The 23940-nt window shown below is 66.5% G+C and carries 21 protein-coding genes and 1 pseudogene; 11 read left to right on the top strand and 11 right to left on the bottom strand.

The genetic code is table 11. The annotated features are described in order from the left end of the window. Positions 1–23: 23 nt before the first annotated feature. Positions 24–1517, bottom strand: coding sequence for an ABC transporter substrate-binding protein (locus FXF75_RS18585; RefSeq protein ID WP_163523609.1), 1494 nt, complete (start codon positions 1515–1517; stop codon positions 24–26). Between the two features lie 204 nt (positions 1518–1721). After that, positions 1722–3164: an ABC transporter substrate-binding protein gene (locus FXF75_RS18580; RefSeq protein ID WP_163523607.1), complete on the bottom strand. Its 1443-nt coding sequence runs from the start codon at positions 3162–3164 to the stop codon at positions 1722–1724. 158 nt (positions 3165–3322) lie between these two features. Between FXF75_RS18580 and FXF75_RS18575 the strand changes: the two genes are divergently transcribed. After that, positions 3323–3655, top strand: coding sequence for a hypothetical protein (locus FXF75_RS18575; RefSeq protein WP_163523393.1), 333 nt, complete (start codon positions 3323–3325; stop codon positions 3653–3655). A 460-nt stretch (positions 3656–4115) separates the two neighbouring features. Here the strand turns inward: FXF75_RS18575 and FXF75_RS18570 are convergent, their stop codons facing one another. From FXF75_RS18570 to FXF75_RS18555, 4 genes are all read right to left on the bottom strand, one after another. Next, positions 4116–5024, bottom strand: a complete 909-nt coding sequence (locus FXF75_RS18570; RefSeq protein WP_163523391.1) for a carbohydrate ABC transporter permease — start codon at positions 5022–5024, stop codon at positions 4116–4118. Further along, positions 5024–5968, bottom strand: coding sequence for a carbohydrate ABC transporter permease (locus FXF75_RS18565; RefSeq protein ID WP_163523389.1), 945 nt, complete (start codon positions 5966–5968; stop codon positions 5024–5026). Before FXF75_RS18565 ends, FXF75_RS18570 begins: the two co-directional genes overlap by 1 nt. A 3-nt stretch (positions 5969–5971) precedes the next feature. Then, the gene (locus FXF75_RS18560; protein WP_163523388.1) at positions 5972–7156 is read right to left on the bottom strand and encodes an ABC transporter ATP-binding protein; all 1185 of its coding nucleotides are present in this window, start codon (positions 7154–7156) and stop codon (positions 5972–5974) included. Positions 7157–7229: 73 nt separating this feature from the next. Beyond that, positions 7230–7496: a hypothetical protein gene (locus FXF75_RS18555; RefSeq protein WP_163523386.1), complete on the bottom strand. Its 267-nt coding sequence runs from the start codon at positions 7494–7496 to the stop codon at positions 7230–7232. 118 nt (positions 7497–7614) lie between these two features. Between FXF75_RS18555 and FXF75_RS18550 the strand changes: the two genes are divergently transcribed. Genes FXF75_RS18550 through FXF75_RS18535 form a run of 4 tightly spaced genes read left to right on the top strand, consistent with a single transcriptional unit; the run spans position 7615 to position 12227 of the window. After that, positions 7615–8886 (top strand): CaiB/BaiF CoA-transferase family protein, encoded by a 1272-nt coding sequence (locus FXF75_RS18550; protein ID WP_163523384.1) that lies wholly within the window; start codon positions 7615–7617, stop codon positions 8884–8886. Positions 8887–8899: 13 nt separating this feature from the next. Further along, on the top strand, positions 8900–9406 hold the full coding sequence (locus FXF75_RS18545) for an MFS transporter (protein WP_163523383.1): 507 nt from the start codon (positions 8900–8902) through the stop codon (positions 9404–9406). 43 nt (positions 9407–9449) lie between these two features. After that, a complete protein-coding gene (locus tag FXF75_RS18540) occupies positions 9450–10847 on the top strand; it encodes an MmgE/PrpD family protein (protein WP_163523381.1) in 1398 nt (465 codons plus the stop codon). A 42-nt stretch (positions 10848–10889) separates the two neighbouring features. Beyond that, positions 10890–12227, top strand: a complete 1338-nt coding sequence (locus tag FXF75_RS18535; protein WP_163523379.1) for a nitrate/nitrite transporter — start codon at positions 10890–10892, stop codon at positions 12225–12227. 12 nt (positions 12228–12239) lie between these two features. On the opposite strand, the gene FXF75_RS18530 is transcribed toward FXF75_RS18535, so the two are convergent. From FXF75_RS18530 to FXF75_RS18515, 4 genes are all read right to left on the bottom strand, one after another. After that, positions 12240–13340 (bottom strand): Ldh family oxidoreductase, encoded by a 1101-nt coding sequence (locus tag FXF75_RS18530; RefSeq protein WP_163523377.1) that lies wholly within the window; start codon positions 13338–13340, stop codon positions 12240–12242. Then, complete coding sequence (locus tag FXF75_RS18525) at positions 13341–14402, bottom strand: isocitrate/isopropylmalate dehydrogenase family protein (protein ID WP_163523375.1); 1062 nt, start codon at positions 14400–14402, stop codon at positions 13341–13343. A gap of 133 nt (positions 14403–14535) precedes the next feature. After that, on the bottom strand, positions 14536–15675 hold the full coding sequence (locus FXF75_RS18520) for a mandelate racemase/muconate lactonizing enzyme family protein (protein WP_163523374.1): 1140 nt from the start codon (positions 15673–15675) through the stop codon (positions 14536–14538). A gap of 105 nt (positions 15676–15780) precedes the next feature. Further along, a complete protein-coding gene (locus FXF75_RS18515; protein ID WP_163523372.1) occupies positions 15781–16959 on the bottom strand; it encodes a CaiB/BaiF CoA-transferase family protein in 1179 nt (392 codons plus the stop codon). Between the two features lie 230 nt (positions 16960–17189). Here FXF75_RS18515 and FXF75_RS18510 point away from each other — a divergent pair, with 230 nt between their 5' ends. Next, complete coding sequence (locus FXF75_RS18510) at positions 17190–17597, top strand: thioesterase family protein (RefSeq protein WP_163523370.1); 408 nt, start codon at positions 17190–17192, stop codon at positions 17595–17597. A 27-nt stretch (positions 17598–17624) separates the two neighbouring features. Here the strand turns inward: FXF75_RS18510 and FXF75_RS18505 are convergent, their stop codons facing one another. Next, a complete protein-coding gene (locus FXF75_RS18505) occupies positions 17625–18335 on the bottom strand; it encodes a haloacid dehalogenase type II (RefSeq protein WP_163523369.1) in 711 nt (236 codons plus the stop codon). Positions 18336–18507: 172 nt separating this feature from the next. On the opposite strand from FXF75_RS18505, the gene FXF75_RS18500 reads away from it, so the two are divergent. The 5 genes and pseudogenes from FXF75_RS18500 to FXF75_RS18485 all read left to right on the top strand — a co-directional run bounded on the left by FXF75_RS18500 (position 18508) and on the right by FXF75_RS18485 (position 23914). Beyond that, positions 18508–19290, top strand: coding sequence for an enoyl-CoA hydratase/isomerase family protein (locus tag FXF75_RS18500; protein ID WP_163523367.1), 783 nt, complete (start codon positions 18508–18510; stop codon positions 19288–19290). A gap of 44 nt (positions 19291–19334) precedes the next feature. After that, the gene (locus FXF75_RS18495) at positions 19335–20561 is read left to right on the top strand and encodes a CaiB/BaiF CoA-transferase family protein (protein WP_163523366.1); all 1227 of its coding nucleotides are present in this window, start codon (positions 19335–19337) and stop codon (positions 20559–20561) included. 100 nt (positions 20562–20661) lie between these two features. Continuing rightward, positions 20662–21384 (top strand): annotated as a pseudogene (locus tag FXF75_RS22835) (CoA-binding protein); the annotation flags it as partial. Positions 21385–21565: 181 nt separating this feature from the next. Next, complete coding sequence (locus tag FXF75_RS22830) at positions 21566–22672, top strand: acetate--CoA ligase family protein (RefSeq protein WP_240334772.1); 1107 nt, start codon at positions 21566–21568, stop codon at positions 22670–22672. 39 nt (positions 22673–22711) lie between these two features. Then, positions 22712–23914 (top strand): acyl-CoA dehydrogenase family protein, encoded by a 1203-nt coding sequence (locus tag FXF75_RS18485; RefSeq protein WP_163523364.1) that lies wholly within the window; start codon positions 22712–22714, stop codon positions 23912–23914. Positions 23915–23940 lie beyond the last annotated feature (26 nt).

Raw genomic sequence — 23940 nt, 5'->3', positions numbered from 1 at the left:
CAACCGAGTCGGTCGAACGCTGTTCAGGAGTTCTTCTGGAGGCGCTGGTTAATCTCCTTGGCGGCCTGCGAGGTGGCCTTCTCGACGCTCACGCCCTGCTGCATGATGCGCTGGTGCATCTTGCGCGGAATCTCGTAGGTGATGGCGTTCGCGCCGGGCACCGCCGGGATGACCGCGGGTTCGAAGTTCTGGAGCGTCTTCAGCGCCGCGCCCCGCCAGAACTCCTTGTGCATCTCCGTCTTCGCGAAGAAGTCCTCCTTCTTGATTTGCTCGGGCGCGACCGGCACGAACCCGAGGTTCTTCGCGTTCTTGACCGCGCGGTCGCTGTCGCCGACCCACCACTCCATGAACTTGACTGCGGCGTCCTTCTCCTGCTGGTTGCTGAACCCGTCCGCGATGAATCCGAGCGACGGCAGCCACGCCAGCGCGGACTTGGTGCCCGCGTTCATCGGGAGACCCCACGTGTAGTCGCCGTTCTTCATGGCCTTGGGCTGTTCTTCGAGGTAGTCGCCCCAGAGGTCCGTCGAGTCCTGCACGTGGTTGACGGCCTGCTTGCCCGCCCAGTGGCGAGTCGTTGCCTCCTCGTCGCCAGTGTTGATGGAGTTCTTGTGGAAGTAGCCGTTGTCGACGTAGTCCTTCTGCATCTTGATGGCCTTGCGGGCCTCTTTGGAGTCGATGGCGGCCTCGTCGCCGGTGATGTTCACGACGCCGGATTTAGACCCACCGTGCTGGGGGATGTACAGCGACATGTACTCCTCGTCGCTCTGCTTCATCCCGGTGGTGTCCGGGTAGAAGCCCTTCTTCTGACCCATCTCCGTCTGCTTCAACTTGTCGTAGATGTCCGGGATGTCGTCGTACCAGTGGAGGCTCCCGGCTTTGTGATTGACTTCGCTCGGGTCGATGCCCGCTTGGTCGAGCCAGTCGGTCCGCCACGCCGAGAAGTACGGCCTAAATCCGAGCGGGAACGTCACGAGGTTGCCTTCCTTCCCGGTCGACTGCGAACCCCAGACCTTGTGACCGGCCATAACCTTGTCCGAGGCCTTGTCGGCGAGCGAGGAACTCTCCCACAGGTCATTGACGACCATGCCCGCGCCGCCCGCGAGGATGCCCGGCCGCGTCATCACCTCCACCATGTGCGGGACGTTCCCCGCGGCGCGCGCCGACCGGAACTTCGTCACCACGTCCGTGTACGGCACGCCCGTGATGTTAATCGAGATTCCGGTCTTGTTCTGGAACTGCTTGACCAGTTTATCGGTGTATTTCTTCTTGTTCTCGCCCTCGGTGTAGTACGAGAGCCAGATTTCGAGCGTCGGTTTGTCGGTGCTGCCGACGGTCGTCCCTTGGTCCTGGCCGCCGCCGGACTCGGTCGTCGTCGCGTTACCATCACCGCCGCCACCGCCACCACTGCAACCGGCGAGACTAGTCGCCGCTGCGCCTGCACCGGCCGCCTTCAGGAACCGACGGCGATTGACGGAACTGTGCCCCGAGTTCGAGTCTGTCGACTGTTTCCTTGCCACGGTTTAACAACTCACTACCCTCTTTAATAGTGAGGGTATTAAGTCTTACCCAGAAATACACGACCTCTACTGGAGTTCAATCGAGCCTTGGTAAATGGTAACGCCCCACATTGAAACGGACGTCGCTCGGAAGCGTCCCGACGGAGGATGGGCTATCGACTGATTACCGAGTCGGACCGAAGAAAAATGAGAACGGAAGAGCCGCTACTGGCTCTGCTGCAGTCGCTGGTTGATTTCCTTCGCGGCCTGCGACGTCGCCTGATTGACGGCCTCGTCCAGTCCCGTCCCCCGCCCGAGCATCTGCGAGATACGCTGGTGCATACTGCGCGGGATGTCGTAGGTGATGGCGTTCGCGCCGGGCACCGCCGGGATGACCGACGGTTCGAACTGCTTGAGCGTCTTCATCGCCGCACCCCGCCAGAACTCCTTGTGCATCTCCGTCTTCGCGAAGAAGTCCTCGTTCTGAATCTGCTGGGGCGCGACCGGGACGAACCCGAGGTTCTTGGCGTTCTTGACCGCACGGTCGCTGTCGCCGACCCACCACTCGATGAACTTGACTGCCTCGTCTTTCTCCTGCTGGTTGCTGAATCCGTCAGCGATGAACCCCAAGGCCGGAAGCCATGCGAGCGCGGACTTGGTGCCCGCGTTCATCGGTAGCCCCCACGTGTACGCGCCGTTCTTCATGGCCTGAGGTTGTTCTTCGAGGTAGTCGCCCCAGAGGTCCGTCGAGTCTTGGATGTGATTGACCGCGGTCTGACCCGACCAGTGGAGCGTCGTGGACTCCTCGTCGCCGTGGTTGATGGAGTTCTCGTGGAAGTACCCCTGGTCGATGTAGTCGAACTGCATCTTGATGGCCCTGCGAGCCGGCTCGGAATCGATAGTCGCCTTGGTACCCTTGAGGTTGACGACGCCGGATTTAGACCCGCCGTGCTGGGGGATGTACAGCGACATGTACTCCTCGTCGCTCTGCTTCATCCCGGTCGTGTCCGGGAACGCCCCCTGTTGCTGGCCCAAGTCGGTCTGCTTCAACTTGTCGTAGATGCCCGGCATGTCGTCGTACCAGTGGAGGCTGCCGGCTTTGTGATTGACTTCGCTCGGGTCGATGCCCGCCTGTTCGAGCCAGTCGGTCCGCCACGCCGACAGGTACGGTCGGAACCCGAGCGGGAACGTCACGAGGTTGCCCTGTTCGCCCGTGGACTGGGACCCCCAGACGCGGTGGCCGGCCATGATTTTGTCGGAGGTCTTGTCCGCGAGCGAGGAACTCTCCCACAGGTCGTTGACGACCATGCCCGCGCCGCCCGCGAGGATACCCGGCCGCGTCATCACCTCGACGAGGTGCGGGACGTTACCGGCGGCCCGCGCCGACCGGAACTTCGTCACTACGTCCGTGTACGGCACGCCCGTGACGTTGATTTGCGTGCCGGTCTGGTTCTGGTACTTCTTGACGAGTTGGTCCGTGTACTTCTTCTTGGTCTCGCCTTCGGTGTAGTACGACAACCAGACTTCGAGCGTCACGTTGCCTTGGAACCCCACGTAACCCGGCAGTCCGGTCGCCACTGCGCCCGCTCCGGTGGCTTTCAGGAAGTCTCGTCTATCTACTGTGCTACTGTCAGTTGCCTTATCGGCAACGTCTTGCTTCTGTGCCATTTGGTAACTCCCCACCACACTGTTGGTCGGTAGCATCTATCATAAAGTTTTGCAGTATTTTTCCCGGCTATCGCGACATCTTCCTACGATTCGAGACCTGTACCCGGCGGACGTTCGGCGGCGCAACGTTTATGGGCCGTTTGCGTGTATGTCACCGTATGTCAGGGCAGACCGTACGGTCAGGTGTCGGCACTCGGAGCAAGGCGGATTACCTCACGCTGGCCGCCAACGTCGTGTACGCGCTCGCGGGAGGCCTGTTCCTCCTCGGACTGTACTTCGATTGGCGCCACTCGGGCCAGATACTCATCAGTGAGTTCGCGCTCGCGGACGAACCGAACGCCAACAGCGGCCTGTTCATCCTCGCCATCATCGTCCTCGCGCTGGGGTACGTGCTGTCGGTGCTGGGGAACAAACTCGAAGAGTGGCAGACCGAGAAGGTGGACCAGACCCAAGAGTGGACGGTGGACGTGGGCGAGTCGAGCGAGGACTGAACGACGCTCTTTTCCGGTACTCGAAGTCAAGGACCGACGACCGCTAGACGAATCGAGTCTCGCCGCTGATTCTGGAGTGCTGGCGGTGCTAGTCGGTGACTGGTCTGTACTACCACGAGAGAGCCGGGAGTCCCCCGTAGTCGCGTCCCGTGTCCAGTCGGGGGCCATTCGAGTGGGCGTCCGCCGCGTTCGACGAGTCGCGGACAGAGGCGTCACTCAGGCCTGCAGAAAACGGGGTCGGTTCGCTCGACGGTTGAGTCCGCTCGAACAGGGTCGCCGGGACGGTCCGGGCGACGTGAGTTAGAGGACGGCTGACTACCGCGACGACTGACAGTCGATGCAAAATGGACACGGCAGACACGTACCGGCCGAGGTGTGTCTGCCGACGGTGAAAACGATGCGAGTAGTTATCGAACCACCGACCGACAGCGGAAACGAAGTCGCCGAAGTCGAAGTGAGGTTAGCCCTTGACGCCGCCACCCGACGAGAGTCCTTCGACCAAGTACTTCTGCAGGTACATGTACATCGTGATGGGGACAATCATCGAGAGGAACGTCCCGGCCATGATGTAGTGGAAGTTCCGGACGAAGAACGTCCCCTTGAGTTCGAGCAGCGCGGGCGCGAGCGTGGTGTGGAGCGGGTCCTGCCCGATGATGAACGCCATCAGGTAGTTGTGCCACGCCAGCAGGAACGCCAGCAGGAACACCGAGGCCAGCGCCGGGCGCGACAGCGGGAGGATGACCCTGAAGAACGCGCCAATCTGGGTACACCCGTCCACGCGCGCCGACTCCTCCAAGTTGTCCGGGAGTTCCTCGAAGAATCCCCGCAACAGCCAGATGTTGTACGGCAGGGTGAACGCGGTAAACGCCAGTATCATACCGACGTAGGTGTTCAGCAGGCCCAGTTCCTGCATCAGCACGAAGATGGGGATGGCCAGCAGCACGATGGGGAACATGAACCCGGCCACGCTCAAGACGAACAGCGAGTTCTTGAACGGGTAGTCGAGTCGCGCGAACGAGTAGGCCGCGAACACCGCGGCGACCGTCGCCAGTCCGGCGGTGCCGACGCTGACGATGAACGTCGCCAGCGTGTACTCGACGAACGGGAACGCGTCCCACATCGTCCGCCACGCGTTCCGACCGCTGAACGCCACCGGGTCGAACGTGACGAACGGGATGCCCAGCGGCTGTGTGAAAATCATCTCCGGCGTCTTCAGCGAGTTCGCGAAGGTGTAGTACACCGGCAGCAGCATCCACACCATCAGTACTGCCAGCGAGATGTACTTCAGCACCGGCTTGTAGTGCGTCTCCCAACTCCACCCTGATTGGTCCGTCTCGAACTCGAATCGTCTGTCGGTGTCTGTACTCATTAGTAGTCCTCCGTTTCGGTGCGCACCCAGATGAGGATGAGCGGGATGATTCCGACCGCGAACAGCATGCCCAGCGCCGCGGCCTGACCCATGCTCCAGTTGAGGAACGCCGACTTGAAGATGGCGACCCCGAGGAACGTCGTGTAGTTGACGGGTCCGCCCTGCGTGACCGCCCACGGGATGGCCACCTTCCCGACCGTGAACACCGTCCGAATCATCACGACGGTGACGATGACGGTGCGCAGGTGGGGCAGGGTGATGTACCGGAACCGCTGGACCGGACCGGCACCGTCCACCTTCGCTATCTCGTACAACTCCGTCGGTATCGACTGCACGCCCGCCAAGAACACCACGTACATGAACCCGAAGTCACGCCACACCTTGGCGATGACGACGCCCCAGAACGCCCACGGGGTGTTCGAGGTGATGCCTCCGGACGCCGGGATGTCGAAGAAGATGTTGAGGGTGTTGTAGACGAGACCGTAGGTGGCCGCCTGCTCCATCGTCCCCCACACCAGTCCGGCGGCAATCGCGGGGCTAGCGTACCCCGCGAGCATCAGGCCGCGCCAGAACGGACGGGCCGGGAGGCTCTCGTTCATGACCAGCGCGGCCGCGAGCGCGACCACGAGGTCGAACGGAACCACGACCAGTTCGTACAGCAGCGTCATCTTGAGGCTGAAGAGGAACAGGCTCTGTCCCTGTCCGAACAGCCAGTACTCGTAGTTCTCGAGACCGACCCACGGGTCTACCGCGTCGGGGTTGAGTGTGAACTGCTTGAAACTCAGCAGGAACCCGTTGACGACCATCGGGTAGAAGACGATGCCCGTGAGGAGTACGAGGGTCGGCAGCAGGAACAGGATACCCTGTAGTCCTCCGTACTCCTCGAGGACCCGGTCTCTGAACGAACGGTCACGTTGCGCGATATCTTCGGAGACCGCCGACATCGCTCAGTTCCCCTCCTCGCGTGCGCCCGACGGCGACCCGTCCGCCCGAACCTCGTCGTCAGGTTGGCCGGGGACGCCGGGGACGGTTCCTTCGGTGGCGTGCATCCACTTGACGACCTTGGGACCGTCTGGGCGGAAGAAGTGGACGTTCGGCCACTCGACTTCGAGTCCGACCGTGTCGCCCTCCTGGACTCTGTCGGTCGACGCCACGACTGCGTTCACCCGTTGGCCGTCCAGGTCGAAGTAGAGTATCTTCGTGTCACCCATCGGTTCCACGACCTCGACCTCGATATCCACGAGACCCGTCCCGGCGTCGGTGACGTTGATGTTCCCGGGTCGGATGCCGACGACCACGTCCTCGCCGGAGAGACCGTCCCGGAGTTCGTCGGCGACGGCCTCCGGCAGGTCTACGCCGAACTCGTCGCCGGTGACCGACGACCCGTCGAACTTCATCTCGAAGAAGTTGATGGACGGGCTTCCGATGAAGTCGGCCACGAACAGGCTGTTGGGGTCGTGGTAAATCTCCTCGGGCGGTGCAATCTGCTCGATGCGACCGGCGTTCATCACCGCGATGCGGTCGCCCATGCTCATCGCCTCCTCTTGGTCGTGGGTGACGAACACCGACGCGACGTCGAGTTCCTGCTGGAGTTCCTGAATCTCGGTCCGCATCACTGCGCGGAGTTTCGCGTCGAGGTTACTGAGCGGTTCGTCGAGCAGGAACAGCGCCGGGTCGCGGACGATGGCCCGCCCCAGCGCGACCCGCTGTTGCTGGCCGCCGGACAGTTGGTTCGGGTACCGGTCGAGCAGGTCGCTTATCTCCATGATGTCGGCGGCCCAGCGGACCTGTTCGTCTATCTTCTCCTTGTCCGCGCCCCGCATCTTCAGCCCGAAGGCCATGTTCTCGTACACCGTCATCGACGGGTAGAGCGCGTAGTTCTGGAACACCATCGAGATGGCGCGGTCCTTCGGCGGCAGTTCGGTCACGTCGTGGCCGCCGAACGTGATGGTGCCCGAGTCCGGTACCTCCAGTCCCGCGATACATCGCAGCGTCGTCGATTTGCCGCACCCGGACGGTCCGACGAGGACGAGGAACTCCCCCTCCTCGATGTGCAAGTCGATGTCGTCGACGGCGACGACCTGCCCGTCGTTGAACGTCTTTCGGACGTTGTCGAGTTTTGCGTCAGCCATGGTTGAACAGTTCGTTTTCGGTAATCGTCGTAGTGCGGTTCTGTTTGAGTAGTCCGTACATCGTTCTGGAATCCTATTTTACGCCGGTGTGAACCCTGCTCGCACCGAACTTGTTGGTGAGTACCGATTTGATGATGGGCACGAACAGGATACTTCCGAGCACAAGCCCCGCAACGACCAGCGAGGCATCGACCGTTCCGGCGATTCCGACTGGCCCTTCCAGCCAGACGTACACGGGAATACTCAGTACGGCGTACACAACGAGTGCCGCCGCCAGCGAGTGCTCCGTAATCCACTCGGAACCACCGTCGCGGTCGTGGGCCTGGTTAGTCTGCCCCATACAAGCTAACTCATAGCACATAGTTATATAAACTCTTGCATGGTCAATAATCACTGTTCTTATATAACCGGCCCATTCGATGCAAAATCTTATCTGACCGGTCGGTCTTTCGTCATCCATGTCAAAGTCAACCGATGACACGACCAGCGGAGAGTCGGGCATACTCGACGGCGTGCGCGTCCTCGACCTCTCGACGTTCGTCACCGGCGGGTTCGCCTCGCTGATGCTCGCGAATCAGGGGGCGGAGGTCATCAAGGTCGAACGCCCCGAGGCCGGCGACGACAACCGCCACTCCGGACCACCCTTCGTGGACGTGGACGGGTACGACGGACCGGGGAAGACGGCCGCGGACCGCGGCGAGTCGCCCTACTTCTGGACGGTCAACTACGACAAGAAGAGCGTCGAACTGAACCTGAAGACCGACGAGGGGTTGGAGGTACTCTACGACTTGGTCACGGAGGCCGACGTGTTCGTCGAGAACTACCGGCCGGGCACCGCCGAGCGACTCGGCGTCGGCTACGACGACCTGCGCGAGCGCAACGACCGACTCGTCTACTGCTCCATCTCCGCGTTCGGCGACTCGGGACCGTGGAGCGACCGGCCCGGCTACGACCTGCTCGTGCAGGGGATGAGCGGCATCATGGACGTGACGGGACCCGAGGGCGGCGACCCGGTGAAGGTCGGCCTCCCCCAGACCGACCTCATCACCGGGATGTGGGCCGCGTTCGGAATCATGGGGGCGTTGTACCGGCGCGAATCGACCGGCGAGGGCGAGCGCGTCGAACTCGGGATGCTGGACGCCGCGCTCCCGTGGTTGACCAAGCAGGCCGGAAAGACGTTCGCAGGCGAGAAACCCGAGCGCATGGGGACCAAGGACCCGGTGCTCGCGCCGTATCAGGTGTACCCCACCGCTGACGGCCACCTCAGCGTCGCGTCGGCGAACCAGAAGCTCTGGACGGAACTGTGCGAGGCCATCGACCGGCCCGACCTGCTCGACGACTCCCGGTTCGCGTCCAACGCCGACCGGGTCGAGAACATGGACGAACTGGAGGTCGAACTCTCCGAGACCTTCCGACAGCGACCCACCGACGAGTGGGTCGAACTGCTCGCGGACGAGCGAGGACTCCCCGTCGGGCCGGTTTACAACGTGGACGAGGCGCTCCACAACGAGCAGGTAGAGGCCCGGAACGTCCTCTCGACGGCGGACCACCCCGCTGCCGGAGAGATTCCGGTCGTCGAACACCCGCTGAACTTCGAGAACGCGGAGTCCGGGTTCGAGGAGGCACCGCCGCTGCTGGGCGAGGACACCGAACCGCTCCTCCGTGAGCTGGGGTACACCGACGAGGACATCGAGACGCTCAGGAGCGTCGGTGCGATTCCGGACGAATGAGAGGGTCCACGACATGACCGACGAGAACACCACCCCGGAGCGATTCAGAGACGGAACGACCGCCGAGGAGGCAGAGACCGACCAAACTGCGACCGACCAAGAGGCGGTCGAAGACCCCTCTGACCAGCACGTGGCGGAGGAGGACAACCGACTCCTCGCGCGGGTGCCGGAGTGGGTCGTGACGCTCGGGTCGGGGTCGCTGTTCACCGCGACGCTAATCACGTTCGTCGGAACGGTGTTCCTGTGGTACTCCGTCTCGCAGCGACGGTTCTACGGCTTCGAACCGTACAAAGTCGTGCTGCTCGCCGTGCAGTTCACCGGCGTGACGCTGTTCCAGGCGCTCGGCGTCCGCTGGGGCCGCAGGCGGATTCGATGGATGTGGGTGATGCTGTCGGCCATCGCGGGCGCGCTGACGTTCGTGGCGCTCCCGTTCAGCGCCATCGCGCTCGTCTGCCTCGGTCTGGGCAAGTACCACTTCACCTTCGACACGCCGTCGAGCGTCATCCGCGGCGAGAGGTAACGCGACCCCCACGTTTATTCCTCCCAATCGCATCGCATTCGGTATGCCATCGACTGACGCGACCGCCAAGGTAGCGGCGCACTGTGCCGAGACGAGTTTCGCATCCCTCCCCGCAGACGTTCGGGAGAAACTCAAGCGCCACTTACTCGACTACCTCGGGGTCACGCTCGGCGCGCGCGAACACGCCGAATCCACGCCCTCCCTTCTCGCCGGACTCGGCGGCGGCGGTGAGGGCGGTGAAGCGACTGTCGTCGGGACGGGCGAGCGACAGGCACCCGACCGGGCCGCCGCGGTCAACGGTGCGCTCGCCCACAGCCTCGACTTCGACGACACCCACCGCGAATCGTCGCTCCACCCGGGCGCGCCGGTGATTCCGGCCGCGCTCGCCGTCGCCGAGCGCGAGGGAGCGACCACCGAGCGACTCCTCGCTGGCGTCTCGGCCGGGTTCGACGTTGCCTGCGTCCTCGGCCGCGCGGTCAACCCCGACGCCCACTACGACCGCGGGTTCCACGGCACGGCGACCTGCGGGACGTTCGGCGCTATCGCCGCCGCCGGCGTGGTGGCCGGTCTCTCGGCGGACGAGTTCGAGTCGGCCTTCGGCGTCGGTGGGAGTCAGGCCGCCGGGTCGCTCCAGTTCCTCTCGAACGGCGCGTGGAACAAGCGCCTCCACCCGGGTCTCGCCGCGAGACGCGGCGTCACCGCCGTCTCGCTCGCCGCGGCCGGGTTCCGCGGCGCGGACGAAGCCATCGAGGGCGAGTACGGCTTCCTCAACGGGTACACCGGCGACCCGAACCCCGAAGCCTTCGACCGACTGGGCGACGAACACACCGTGATGGAGACGGCGCTGAAGCCGTATCCGTGCTGTCGGTACATGCACGCGGCTATCGACGCGCTCACGGAAATCGGGGAAGAGGTCCGCCCGAGCGAGGTGAACTCGGTGGTCGTGGACCTCCCCGAACCGGGCGTCCGACTGACCGGTGACCCCATCGAGCGCAAGCGCCGACCGTCGAACTTCGTGGACTGCCAGTTCAGCATGCCCTTCGCGTCGGCGCTCGCGCTATCGACCGGCGAGGCGGGACTGGCGGCGTTCCTCGACGCGCAGACGCGACTCGACGACCCGGCCCTCCGCGGACTGATGGACGCGACCGACGTGGTGTCCACGGAGACGGTCCAGTCGCTGTTCCCCGACCAGTGGGCCGCGCGAGTCGTCGTCGAGACCGACGGCGGGACCCGAGAGCGGTTCGTGGAGACCGCGCTCGGCGAACCCGAGAAACCGCTGGGGTGGGACGGCGTGACCGAGAAGTTCGAGTCGCTGGCGGGGTCGGCGGGCGTCGGCGAGGACGCGCGACGGGAACTCGTCACCGTCGTTCGCGAGTTCGAGGACCGCAGCGTCGCCGACCTGACCGACGCTGTCCGTCGGGTCGCCGCCGCGGCCCCGTAATCCACGATGGTGCGCGACGTCGTCGGCAGAACCACCGCGAGAATGAGGAGCGGGGTGGACACCCTCCGCGGGGACGGCCGCGGGCGCATCCTGACCGTCGTGGCGGTCGGGTGGTTGCTGGTGCTGGGCACCCGCGTCGTCCTCCCGGCGCTCCTCCCGCAGGTCAAGACCGCGTTCAGCATCGACAACGCGACCGCAGGTCTGCTCGTGTCGGTCATGTGGGCCGCCTACGCGGTGACCCAGTTCCCGGCGGGCATGATGGTGGACCGGATCGGCGAGCGGACGACGCTGGCCGCGAGCGCGGTCGTCACCGCCGCCGGGGCCGCCGCGCTGACGTTCGCCCCCTCGTTCGCGGTGTTCGTCCTCGGCAGCGTGCTGTTCGGCCTCGGGTCGGGGCTGTACGCGCCCCCGCGGGTGACGGTGCTGTCGCGCATCTACCCCGACCGCGACGGGACGGCGCTCGGAATCACGTTCGCGGTCGGGAATCTCGGGGCGGCGGCCCTCCCGCTGGTCGCGGGGGCGCTGGCGGTGTGGGTCCACTGGCGGCTCGGCTTCGGGTTCGTCGTGGCTCCGCTCGCCCTGGTCGCCGTCGGCCTGTGGGTCTACGTCCCGCCGCGGCCGAGCGAGCAGGCCCGCGCGGCCGAGCGGTTCACCCGCCGGACCGCCGTGCGACTGCTCCGCGGCGTGACCGACCGCGACGTCGCGCTGGCGTGGGTGGCGATGACGCTGGTGCTGTTCGCCTACCAGGGCATCACGGCGTTCCTGCCGACGTACCTCATCGACGTCAAGGGACTGACCCAGGGGACCGCGTCCGCGCTGTACGGACTGTTCTACGCGAGCGGGGCCGCCTCGCAGTGGGTCGCCGGAAACGCCGCCGACCGGTACGGCGAGCGAACCGTGCTGGCGTCGGTCGCCGGGTTCGGCGTGTTCACGCTCGTCGCGCTCCCCTTCGTCGGGGGGACGGCGGCGCTGGCGGTGTTGCTCGCGCTGCTCGGGACCCGACTCGGCATCGGGCCGGTCGGCAACGGCTTCGTCGCGGCGTTGCTCCCCGAGGAGATTCAGGGGGCGGGCTACGGCCTGTTCCGCACGTTCTACCTCGCGGTCGGCGCGTCTGGGTCGCTGTTCGTCGGCGTCCTCGCCGAGCGAGGCTTGTTCGACGAGGCGTTTCTGGCGCTCGCCGGCGTCACGGCGGTGGCCTCGGTACTCTACCTGTTCCTCCCGGCCACCCCGGACGAACACACCCACGGTTCCGAGACGGGCCGCGACGGACCGACCGACGACGAATCCGGCGCGGGAACGGGTGGGGGAACCGGCAGCCTGTCCAGCGCCGCGGAACCGGGAAGCGACGCGGACGGCGAGAACGACCGGACGACCGACTGAACGCCCGACGTCTCACTCCGCGAAGGCGTCGGGGACGCGGTCTCCGAGACCCCGCGAGACGGCGAGTTCGCGGAGCGAGTCGGCGACCCTGTCCGGGAGCGGAATCCCCGCTTCGCGACGCTCGGCCGCGGTCCGGTACTCGGCCTCCCCGGGCAGGAGGGCGTCGTCTCCATCTGCGGCGGCACCCGCCGGAACCGACGGCGAGTAGTCTGCCGACCGGAGGTGGTCGGCGAGCGCCGTCACTCGGTCACGGACCCCCGCTTCGGTCGTGAACCGCGTCGGGTCGAGGGCGACGAACAGCGCCGCGTTGTCGGCCCACTCGTGGCTCCGCTGACCGGCCACCACGGCGTCGCCCGCGATACCGGCGAACAGTTCGGCGACGACGGCAAGTCCGAACCCCTTGTACCCGGCCGTCCTACCGCCCAACGGGAGCAGCGCCCCCTCGCCGTCCTCGAACGCCCGGGCGTCGGTCTCGGGGTCGCCCGACGCCGTGACCGTCCAGTCGTCCGGGAGCGGTTCGTCGGCGTGGGCCAGTTCGCGTATCTTGCCGTGGGCGACCTGACTGGTCGCGACGTCGAGGACGAGCGGGAAGTCGAGCGCGCCGAACGTCGGCACGCCGAACGCGACGGGGTTGGTCGCGAGTTTGCGGTCGGCGCTGCCGGGCGGCGCGACGGTCTGAGCGCCGCCCTGCACGTTGACGAAGGCGGCGAACGCGACTCCCTCCTCCGTCGCGCGCTCGGCCCACTCGCCGATTCGGCCGAGGTGGGTGGCGTCGCGGACCCCGACGGCCGCGACGCCGCGGTCGAGCGACTTCGCGGTCGCGAGCGCCGTCGCTTCGGGACCCACTATTTGGCCGAAGGCGTCCCGGCCGTCCACGGTCGCGGTCGCCTCGTCCTCGCGCTCGACCGCCGGAGTCGCCGTCGGGTCGAGGCGGTCGGCCTCGACCATCTCCGCGTACAGCGGGAGTCTGAGTACGCCGTGGGAGGTGTGCCCGCGGAGGTCGGCCGCCACCAGCGATTCGGCGACCCGTTCGGCGGTCGCCGCCGGAGCGCCGAGACCGACGACGACGTCGCGGGCGAACCGTTCGAGGACGCGGTGCTCGACGCGGACCATCTACACCGACAGTCTGTCCCGGAGGTCGGCGACAACGTCCTCGGTCGCGGCCTCCCCGCCGAGGTCGGGCGTCCGCGGCGCGTCGGGGTCGGCCACCTGCTCGGTGACCGCGTCCCAGAGCGCGTCGGCCGCGGCCTGTTCGCCGAGGTGTTCGAAGAGCATCGACCCCGAAAGCACGGTGGCGAGCGGGTTGGCGACGCCCTGTCCGACGATGTCGGGCGCGCTCCCGTGGACCGGTTCGAACATCGAGGGGTACTCGCCGTCCGGGTTGATGTTCGCCGACGGCGCGAGACCCATGCTCCCGGTGACGATGGCCCCGATGTCGGTCAGGATGTCGCCGAAGAGGTTCGAGGCCACCACCACGTCGAACTCCTCGGGCCGGCGGATGAAGTCCATGCTCGCGGCGTCCACCAGCAGACGCTCGACCTCGACCTCGGGGTATTCCTCCCCGATTTCCTCGACGATGTCGTCCCAGAACACCATGCTGTGGGCCTGCGCGTTCGACTTCGTGATGCTGGTCACCTTCCCCTCGCGCTCGGTCGCGGCGTCGAACGCGGCGCGGACGATGCGCTCGGTCGCGTCGCGGGTGAACACGCCGCTCTGGACCGCCACGTCGTTGTCGAACCCGAGGTGTTCGCGGCCGCCGACGTCGGCGTACTCGCCCTCGGTGTTCTCGCGGTACACCACGAAGTTGATGTCGCCGCCCTCGTAGCCCCGGAGCGGACTCTCGATGCCGTCGAACAGCACCGACGGGCGCTTGCAGATGCCTTGGTCGAACCCCTTCCGGATGGGCAACAGCAGGCCGTGGAGCGTGACGTGGTCGGGTACCTCGGGGTGGCCGACCGCCCCCAGCAGAATCGAGTCGTAGGACTCCAGTCGGTCGAGTCCGTCGTCGGGCATCATCGCGCCCTCCTCGACGTAGCGTTCGCTCCCCCAGTCGAAGCGGTCCGTCTCGAATGTGAACCCGGCCGCGTCGGCGGCGTCCTCGAACAGCGGGAGCGCCGCGTCGACGACTTCCGGACCGATACCGTCGCCTGGAATCGTGGCTATCTCGTATGCCATACACCACCAATCGGAGAAATACCGTAAAAAACCTCGGTCGGATGCGGGATTGGGTCGGCCGGACCTCCCGCTCTGCGAGCGCCGGGTCTGTGAACGCGGTGCCGATTCGTGAACGCGGTACTCGACCGCCGCGCTACGCGTCGGCCCGGAACTCCGCCAGCACGTCCCGGTCGATTTCGACGCCGAGACCGGGCGCGTCCGGAATCGGCACCGAGTTCCCGTCGTTCGTGATAGGTTCGACCGCGAGGTCCTCGCGGATGGGGTTCGGCGTGCGGTCGAACTCCAGCATCGGGTCGTCGGGAATCGTCGCCAGTATCTGGAGACTGGCCGCCAGCGCGACGGCGCTCCCGAACACGTGCGGGTGACACTGGACGTTCGCGGCGTCTGCCATCGTCGCCACGCGCCGGGTCGAGGTGATGCCGCCCGCGCTAGTGACGTCGGGTTGGACGTACCCCACCGCCCCGGCGTCCAGAACGCGGTCGAACTCGTGCTGGAAGGCCCAGCACTCGCCGCCCGCGAGCGGAACCTCCACCTCCTCGTTTATCGCGGCGTAGTTCTCGATGTTCCGGGGCGGGACGGGTTCCTCGAAGAAGTGAACGTCGAGGTCAGCCAGTCCCTCGGCGACGCGCCGGGCGTCGGCCACGTCGTAGGCGTGATTGGCGTCGGTCATCAGGCGCACGTCGTCGCCGACCGCCTCGCGGATGGCGGCGACGAGTTCCACGTCCTTCTTGGGACCCCACCCGAAGTGGCGCGCGAGACCGATTTTGTTCTTGAGCGCGTCGAACCCGGCCGCGACGTGGCCCTCAGCCTCCTCTACCACGTCGGCCCGAAGCGTCTCGAAGTCCTCGACGTCGCCCCAGAAGTGGCCGGTCGCGTACGCCCGCACTCGGTCGCGCCGCCGACCGCCGACGAGGGCGGAGACGGGTTGGCCGACCGCCTTCCCGTAGAGGTCCCACAGCGCGATGTCCACTCCGCTGACGACGCTGGCGGGGACGTAGGAGTGGTACGACGACCGCAGCTTGTAGATGAGGTCGTCGTGAATCTGCTCGACGTTCCGGGGGTCCCGGCCGCTAAGCCATGGCGAGACGTACTCCTCGACGAGTTCGCGATTGCCCGCGGTCGGTCCCCAGCACTCGCCCCACCCGACCGTGCCGTCGTCGGCTTCGACCCGGACGAGGCAGTACTCGCGGCTGTCTATCCACTTCTGGGCGTTCGCGAACCGTTCACCGAGGTCTCTGCGGAGCGGAATCGCTTCGACGCTTGCGACTTCCATGCTCTCCACGTCGGAAGCCACCGTCCTGAAACTTTCCCCGTGATAGCAAACCGCATAATGACGTCGAGCGTCGTCGCCGAATCTACCGGGGCGCACCGCGAGCCGTCACTCTCCGCCGCTCTCGACCGCGTCGAGCGCGTCCTCGTCGAGGACCTCGCGGGTGTGTTCGCCGAGTCGCGGCGGCACTCGGTCTGTCCCGGTGCTGAGACCGGAGAAGCGTGCCGGGAACTGGACCAGGGGCATGTCGATACCGCCGAGCGAGAGGTCGGTGGTCACGTCGCTCTCGCGGAGTTGCGGGTCCTCGAACACCTCGACGGTGTCCCGGACCGGCGCGCCGGGGACGCCGCGCTCGCGGAACAGGTCGAACCACGCCTCGGCCGACCGCTCGGCGAACAGCGGTGCGAGTTCCGCAGTCAACTCCTCGCGGTGTTCCACTCGGTCGGCGTTGGTCTCGAACCGCGGGTCGTCGGCGAGGTCCGGGCGGTCGATGGCCTCGCAGAGCGCGTCCCACGTCCCTTCGCTCCCCACGGCGACGGCGAACCACCCGTCGGCCGTCTCGAACGCGCGGTAGGGCGCGAGCGAGGGGTGGGCGGTCCCCATCCGCGGGTACGGGTCGCCGGTGGCCAGCGTCCGACCGGCGCGCTCGGTCAGCCACGAGACGAGTCCCTCGAACATTGGGACCTCGACGCGCTGACCGCCGTGCTGGTCGCGGACCGACAGCGCGGTCACGACCGAGAGCGCGGCGTACATCCCCGCGCAGATGTCGCCGATGGGAATCCCGGGGCGTGCTGGTGGTCCGTCGGCCTGCCCCGTCACGCTCATGCTTCCGCTCAGCGCCTGCACGACCATATCGAACGCCGCGAGGTCGCGGTTCGGACCCTCCAGAAAGCCCGATATCGAGCAGTAAATGAGGTCCTCGTTGACTTCTCGGAGGTCGTCGTATCCGAGGCCCCACTCCGCCATCGTGCCGGGCCGGTAGTTCTCGATGACCACGTCGGCGTCCGCGGCGAGGCGCTCGAACGCCGCCGCGCCCGCCGGGGTCGAGAGGTCGAGTTCGACGCTGCGCTTGCCGCGGTTGAGCGACGCGAAGTAACTCGAAACGTCCGAGTCGCCGACCGTCGGTCCCACGGCCCTCGTGATGTCGCCGACCTCCGGGCGCTCGACTTTCACGACTTCGGCTCCGAGGTCCGCGAGCAACTGGGTCGCGAACGGTCCCGAGAGCATCTGGGTGCAGTCGAGGACCCGGACGCCGTTCAGCGGGCGGGCGGAGTCGGTCCCGGTCATCGCCGACTCCGCCTCCCGACCGACGACTCCGTGAGGGTCTGTAACCGCCCGCCGACTCGTGGATGGTGGTTCATACGACTACGATATCTCCGGATGTAGATATAAGGAACGGTCGTCTCGTGAACGCGTCTCCGGTTCACCGTCGGCCGTTCGGATACCCCGGCCGTCGGCGGTCGAGAGGCCCGCCGCGCGGCGAGGATATAAATCCGCGGCGTACGCGTAACTGAATCATGGCGGACTACGAGTACACGACCGACCTCGACGTTCGATTCCGGGACCTCGACGCGATGGGTCACGTCAACAACGCCGTCTACGCCACGTACTTGGAGCAGGCGCGCGCCGACTACTACGCCGACGTCGTAGGCGTACCCCTCCCGGAGGCGGACACGGTGCTGGTGAACCTCTCGATAGCGTATCAGCGCCCCATCACGGCCGACGAGACCGTCACGGTCGCGCTCGGTGTCGGCGACCTCGGCGAGTCGAGCGTCCCGATGGAGTACGAGATTCGGACCGGGGACGGCGTCGCCGCGACGGCCGAGACGGTACAGGTCGTGTTCGACCGCGAGACCGGCGAGTCGCGTTCGATTCCGAAGGAGTGGCGCGACCGAATCGCGCGGTACGCGCAGTCCGACGGGTAGCGGAAGACGCGACGCTGTGGCGGTTTTTCAGAGTAACGCCTCGGCCAGTTTCTCGGTGTCCTCGACTACCAAGTCGGGGCGCTGTGGCCACCCGCCGAAGGGGTTCTCGTGGCGGTTGAGGAACGCGCCGCGCATGCCCACTGCCTTCGCACCGACTAAGTCGAAGGTGTGGGCGGTCACGAACGTCACTTGGTGAGGGGCGACGTCGAACCGTTCGCAACACAGGTCGTAGGACGCGCGGTGGGGTTTGTACGCGCCAGCCTCGGCGACCGAGATGACGCCGTCGAGGTCCGCCTCGAAGTTCGGCCGGACTGCGGCGAGCATATCGGGGTCGCCGTTCGAGAGGCCGACGAGTGCGTACTCCTCGCCGAGGTCGGCGAGGGCGGCGTCCACGTCGGGGTACGGTTCGAGTTGCTTCCACTGCCTGATGACGTCGCGCACCGCCTCGTCCGGCACGTCGAGACCGAGTTGGTCGAGGCGGTAGGCGAGCGCGCGCCGACTTATCTCTTTGAACGGCGTGTGCGGGCCGGGAATCAGCGAATCGACCATCGAGTCGCGGAAGTGCATCGCCAGATACCGCCGGAGCAGAATCTCGGGGTCGTAGTCACTCCCGTGGGCGTCGAGGAGGTCCGCGAGCGCGGGGACGAGCGTCGATTCGCGGTCGAGCAGCGTGTCCCAGAGGTCGAACGCGAGGACCGCCGTCTCCTCGCGGAGCGTCTCCGTGGCGATTGGTGCCATACCTACAGATGAGTCGGATTCCACGATAAGGTTTCTGCAGATGGGGAGAGGGACCGGGACGGCGAGGGCTTTGGGGCGCGAAACCGGAGATTTCCGGACACCGAAACCGGAGACGGCGAGAGTGAATCTCACCCAAAGTTCTTTCTCGGCAGATTCTGTATTCGTTCGGTGTATGAGCTTCTACAGCGCCTACGACAGTATCACGGTGGACGTCGCAGACGGCGTCGCCACCATCGAGTTCCACCGACCCGACAAGTACAACGCCCTCAACACCGAGGTGATGCTCGACCTCCAGCGTGCGTTCGCCGAGCTCCAACTCGACCGCGACATCGACGCCGTGGTCATCACCGGGGAGGGCGAGGACGCCTTCTCCGCGGGCGCGGACATCGAGCAGTACGCCGGACCGGCCGAGGAACACGACCCGCGTCAGAAGGACCGCCAGGAACTGTTCTACGACATCTACCGCGCGCCGCTCGACCTCCACGCGCCCGTCATCGCCAAGATAGACGGCTACTGCGCGGGCGGCGGCCTGATTCTGGCGATGTACTGCGACATGCGGGTCGCCGCCGAGGGGTCGCAGTTCGGCGTCCCCACCTGTAACATCGGCCAGATTCCGACCGGCGGGTCGAACTACCGCGCGGTCCAACTCGTCGGCGAGGCCAAGGCGAAGGAACTCGTCCTCACGGCCGGGTTCATCGACGACGAGGAGGCCCACCGCATCGGACTGGTCAATCACGTCGTCCCGTCCGAGGACCTCGACGAGAAGGTCGCGGGAATCGTGGACGCGATTCAGAGCACCGGCCGGAGCGCGGTCAAGAACTCCAAGAAGGCCATCAATCAGGCCGCCGACGCGCCCGACATCGACGCCGCGAGGGAGTACGAGGCCGACCTCTGGTGGGAGCAGTTCGCCACCGACGAGCGCCGGGACCTCGTGGACGAGTTCAACGAGGAGTAGCCGCCCGGCAAATCTTTTTGTCCTCCGGGTCGCGTTGCTATGCTATGTCGAAGCAGGGGCCGCTGTCGGACCTGACCGTCGTAGAGATGACTGCACACCGTGCCGGACCCTTCTGCGGGGCGCTGCTGGCCGACCTCGGGGCGGAAGTCGTGAAAATCGAGCGACCGGGCGTCGGCGACCCGGCCCGCGACCAAGGGGCGGGTCCGGCGGGCAAGTCGGGCTACTTCATGGCGAACAACCGGAACAAGAAGTCGGTCACGCTCGACCTGAAGGCCGACGCCGGGCGAGAGGCCGCCCTCGACCTGCTCGCCGACGCGGACGTCTTCGTCGAGAACTTCGGGTACGGCGTCACCGACAAACTCGGCATCGGCTACGAGGACGTCCGGGAGGTGAACGAGGAGATAATCTACGCGTCCATCAAGGGGTACGGCGAGACGGGGCCGTCCAAGGAGAAGAAGGGTCTCGACCTCATCCTGCAGGCGGAGGGCGGCATCATGAGCGTGACGGGTCCCGAGGGCGGCGACCCGGTGAAGGTCGGGCAGGCCATCGGCGACCTGAGCGCGGGGATGTTCGCCGCCATCGCCGTGCTGGCCCGACTCCACGAGCGCGACCGGCGGGCCGGAACCGGGGGCGACGACGGCGAGTTCGTCGGGAAGTTCGACGTCGGCCTCTTCGACGCCATCGTCAGCGTGATGAACGAGTATCTGACCTTCAACTCGATGACCGGCGAGGTGCCCGGCCCGCAGGGGACCTCCCACCAGTCGCTGGTGCCCTACCAACTGTTCGAGACGGCCGACGGGCACGTCGTGACCGGCGTTCCGAGCGACGAGCGGTGGGACGACTTCGTGGACGTCGTCGGCCGCGAGGAACTCCGGGAGTACCCGACCAACGACGAGCGCGCCGCGAACGCCGAGGCGGTCACCGCGATAATTCAGGAGGAGTTCGCGAAGCGCTCGACCGACCACTGGCTCTCGGCGCTGACCGAACACGGGTTCCCGAACGGCCCGCTCAACGACGTCGGCGACGTGGTGGACCACCCGCAGGCGGAGGCGCGGGGACTCGTCCGAGAACACGACGACCCCGACGGGGGCGAAGTCGTCCTCCCCGGCCACCCGGTCAACTTCCCCGACTTCGAGACCGAGATTCGGAGTCCCGCACCTCGACTGGGCGAACACACCGACGAGGTGTTCGCTGACGTCGCCGGCGACCAGACCACGCTGGACGAGTGGCGCGCCGACGGAGCGTTCGGAGGTGCTGGCGGTGACGAGTGACCGAGCGAACCCCGAGCGGCCCGACCTCGACCCGCTTTTCGCGCCCGAGTCGGTGGCCGTCGTCGGGGCCAGTCCCGACTCGTGGTACTCCTCACAATTGATGGACAACCTCCTCGACTACGGCTACGACGGGACGGTCTACCCGGTTAATCCGAGTCGCGACGAGGCGTGGGACCGGACCTGCTACGACACCATCGCGGACGTGCCGGAGGTCGTGGACTTGGCGGTCGTCAGCGTGCCGCGGGAGTACGTGGTGGACGTGGTGACCGCAGCGGGCGAGATGGGCGTCCCGGCCGCGCTCGTCATCACCGCGGGGTTCGCGGAGGCCGACGACGAGGGCGCTCGGCTTCAGGCCGAACTGGCCGAGGCGGCCGCCGAACACGACGTTCGGGTGTGCGGTCCCAACTGTATCGGACTGGCAAACGCCCGTGAGGGGACGGTGCTGACCAGCACCTGCTCACGGAAGCCGGAACCGGGGAACGTCGGACTGGTCAGTCACTCCGGGGCGCTGGCGTTTACGACCTTCTTCGAGCGCGCCGCCGACGAGGACCTCGCGTTCTCGCACATCGTCTCGACCGGCAACGAGGCCGACCAGACGCTCACAGACTACGTCGAGTACATGGCGGCCGACCCAGCGGTGGACGTCATCTGCGCGTACGTCGAGGGACTCGACCGGCCCCGACGATTCATGGAGGCGGCCGAGTCCGCCGTCCGCGGGGGAACGCCGGTCCTCGCGGTCAAGATAGGCGGGTCAGACGCGGCCGAGAGCGCGGCCATGTCCCACACGGGGTCGCTGGTCGGCACCGACGAAGCTTGGGACGCCGTCTGCGAGCAGGTCGGTGTCCAGCAGGTGCCGGACATCCCCGACCTGCTCGGGCGTGCGAGCGCTCACGCGGCGTTCGACCCGCCGAAGTCGAACCGGGTGTGCGTCGCCTCCACGAGCGGCGGACTGGCGAGTCTGCTCGCGGACATGGCGAGCGAACGCGGCCTCGACGTGCCCCCCCTTGGAGGGGGACACCGAGCGCCGACTGCTCGACATGGAGGGGCTGTTGACCTTCGGCGAACTCCACAACCCCGTGGACATCAGAGGCTACGGCGCGGACCACCTCCCCGAAATCGCCGACGCCCTGTTCGGCGACGACGCGTACGACGCCTACGTGTTCGCGGTCGGTCTCTCGGCGGTGGACGAACGCGCCGAGGACATCGCCGACGACCTGCTCGCGGTCGCCGACGCCGCGGACGACCCCGTCCTCTTCCTCTGGACCGGCCGCAAGGACCCCGACGAACTCGACGACCCCCAGCCCTACGAGCGAGTTCGCGAGGAGGTACCGCTGTTCTACGACCCCGGTCGGTGCATGGACGCGCTCGCCTCGCTGGTCGAGTTCGGGTCGAACCGGGACCGACTCGCGGACCGGCCATCGCGGAACTACCGGCGGTCCGAGAGTGACCGGCGCGACGTCGAGGTGCCGTCGGGACGGACCTTGACGTGGCGCGAGTCCGCCGACCTCCTCTCGGCGTTCGACATCGAGACCGTCGAGACGCGACTCGTCGAGGGACCCGAGGAGGCGGCGACGGTCGCGTCGGACCTCGGTTTCCCGGTCGTCCTCAAGGTCGATTCGGCCGACGTCCCTCACCGGTCCACGGTCGGCGGCGTCCGGACCGACGTGCGAAGCGCGGCCGACGCCCGCGACGCCTACGAGGAGATACTGTCGAGCGTCCGCGAGGCGGTCCCCGACGCCGAGATAGAGGGCGTGCTCGTCCAGTCACAGGTCGAAGACGGCGTGGAGGCGCTGGCGGGGGTCTCTACCGACCCCGAGTTCGGCCCGCTCGTCGCGGTGGGACCGGGCGGGACGCTCGTCGAGCAGTTCGACGAGCGGGCGTTGCTGGTTCCGCCGTTCACGGCGGCGGAGGCGACGGAGGCTATCGCTGAGACGCGCCTCGACGCGCTCTTGGCGCAGTCTGACGGCGACGCGAGCGCGCTGGCCGAACTCCTCGCTCGCGTCGGCGACTTCGCGGCGGAGTGCGAGTCGCTCGACGAACTCGACCTCAACCCGGTGCTGGTTCGCGAGTCGGGGGTCGCGGTGGTGGACGCGCTGGTCCGGACTCGGTAACCCTCGGAATTATACTCCGGGCCGCCCCACATCCAAGCGATGGCTCATCGCTTCAGGGACACTCTCCCGCTCTCCGAGCAGCAGCGCCTCGTGCGCCGAAGCATCAGAGAAATCTGCGACAGCTTCGACCGCGCGTACTGGCGCGAGCGGGCACAGGAGGGAACGTATCCCCGCGAGTTCGTGGACGAACTGATAGACAACGGGTGGATGGCGGCGCTCATTCCGGAGGAGTACGGCGGTGCGGGCATGGAGACGAGCGAGGTCGTGGTGATGATGGAGGAGATAGCGGCCAACGGCGGCGGGTTCAGCGCCGCGCAAGCCGTCCACGGCGGTATCTACAACACTGTCCCGCTGGTCGAGTACGGTAGCGAGGAGTTGAAATCGGAACTGCTGCCGAAGGTGGCCGACGGGGAGGCCTCGATACAAGCGTTCGGGCTGACCGAACCGAACGCGGGGTCCGACTCCACGTCCATCGAAACCCGGGCGGAGAAGGACGGCGACGAGTACGTCGTGAACGGGCAGAAGATATGGACTTCGCGGGTCGACCAGAGTGACTATCTCGTCCTCGTCGCCCGCACGACGCCCAAGTCCGACGTCGAGAAGTCCACCCGCGGTATCTCGATGTTCCTCGTGGACCTCGACGACGCGCTGGCGCAGGGCGCGCTGGAGATGGAGGAGATATCGAAGTCGGTCAGCGAGTTCGTTCACTCCTACGAACTCTGGTTCGAGGACCTCCGCGTGCCCGAGGAGTACCTCATCGGGGAGGAAGGCGAAGGGTTCTATCAGGTGCTGGACGGTCTGAACGAGGAACGCCTCGTCATCGCCGCCGAGTGCGTGGGACTCGGTGAGTTAGCCGTCGAGCGAGGGGTCGAGTACGCCAACGAGCGCGAGGTGTTCGGCCGACCCGTGGGGAAGAACCAGTCCATCCAGCATCCGCTCGCGGACGCTCACGCCCGCGTCCAAGCCGCCAAGCAGATGACCTACGACGCCGCGGACGCGACGGGCGGGTCGAGCGAGGAAATCGGCGCGCGCGCCAACATGTCGAAGTACCTCGCCGCGGAGGCGTGTTTCGAGGCCGCGGACGCCGCGGTGCAGACCCACGGCGGGTTCGGCGTGGCGACGGAGTACGACGTCGAGCGCTACTTCCGTGAGGCCCGGTTGACGCGACTGGTCCCGATAACCCAACAGCTCGCGCTGAACTACATCGGCGAGAACGTGCTCGGACTCCCACGTTCGTACTGACGGTCGCGCGAAAGTTTTAGTATCGT

Origin of the sequence: Halorussus sp. MSC15.2, from assembly GCF_010747475.1 — an archaeon.
Taxonomy (GTDB): domain Archaea; phylum Halobacteriota; class Halobacteria; order Halobacteriales; family Haladaptataceae; genus Halorussus.
Note: the sequence above shows the minus strand (reverse complement) of the source record. Positions and strands in the feature narration are given on the sequence as shown.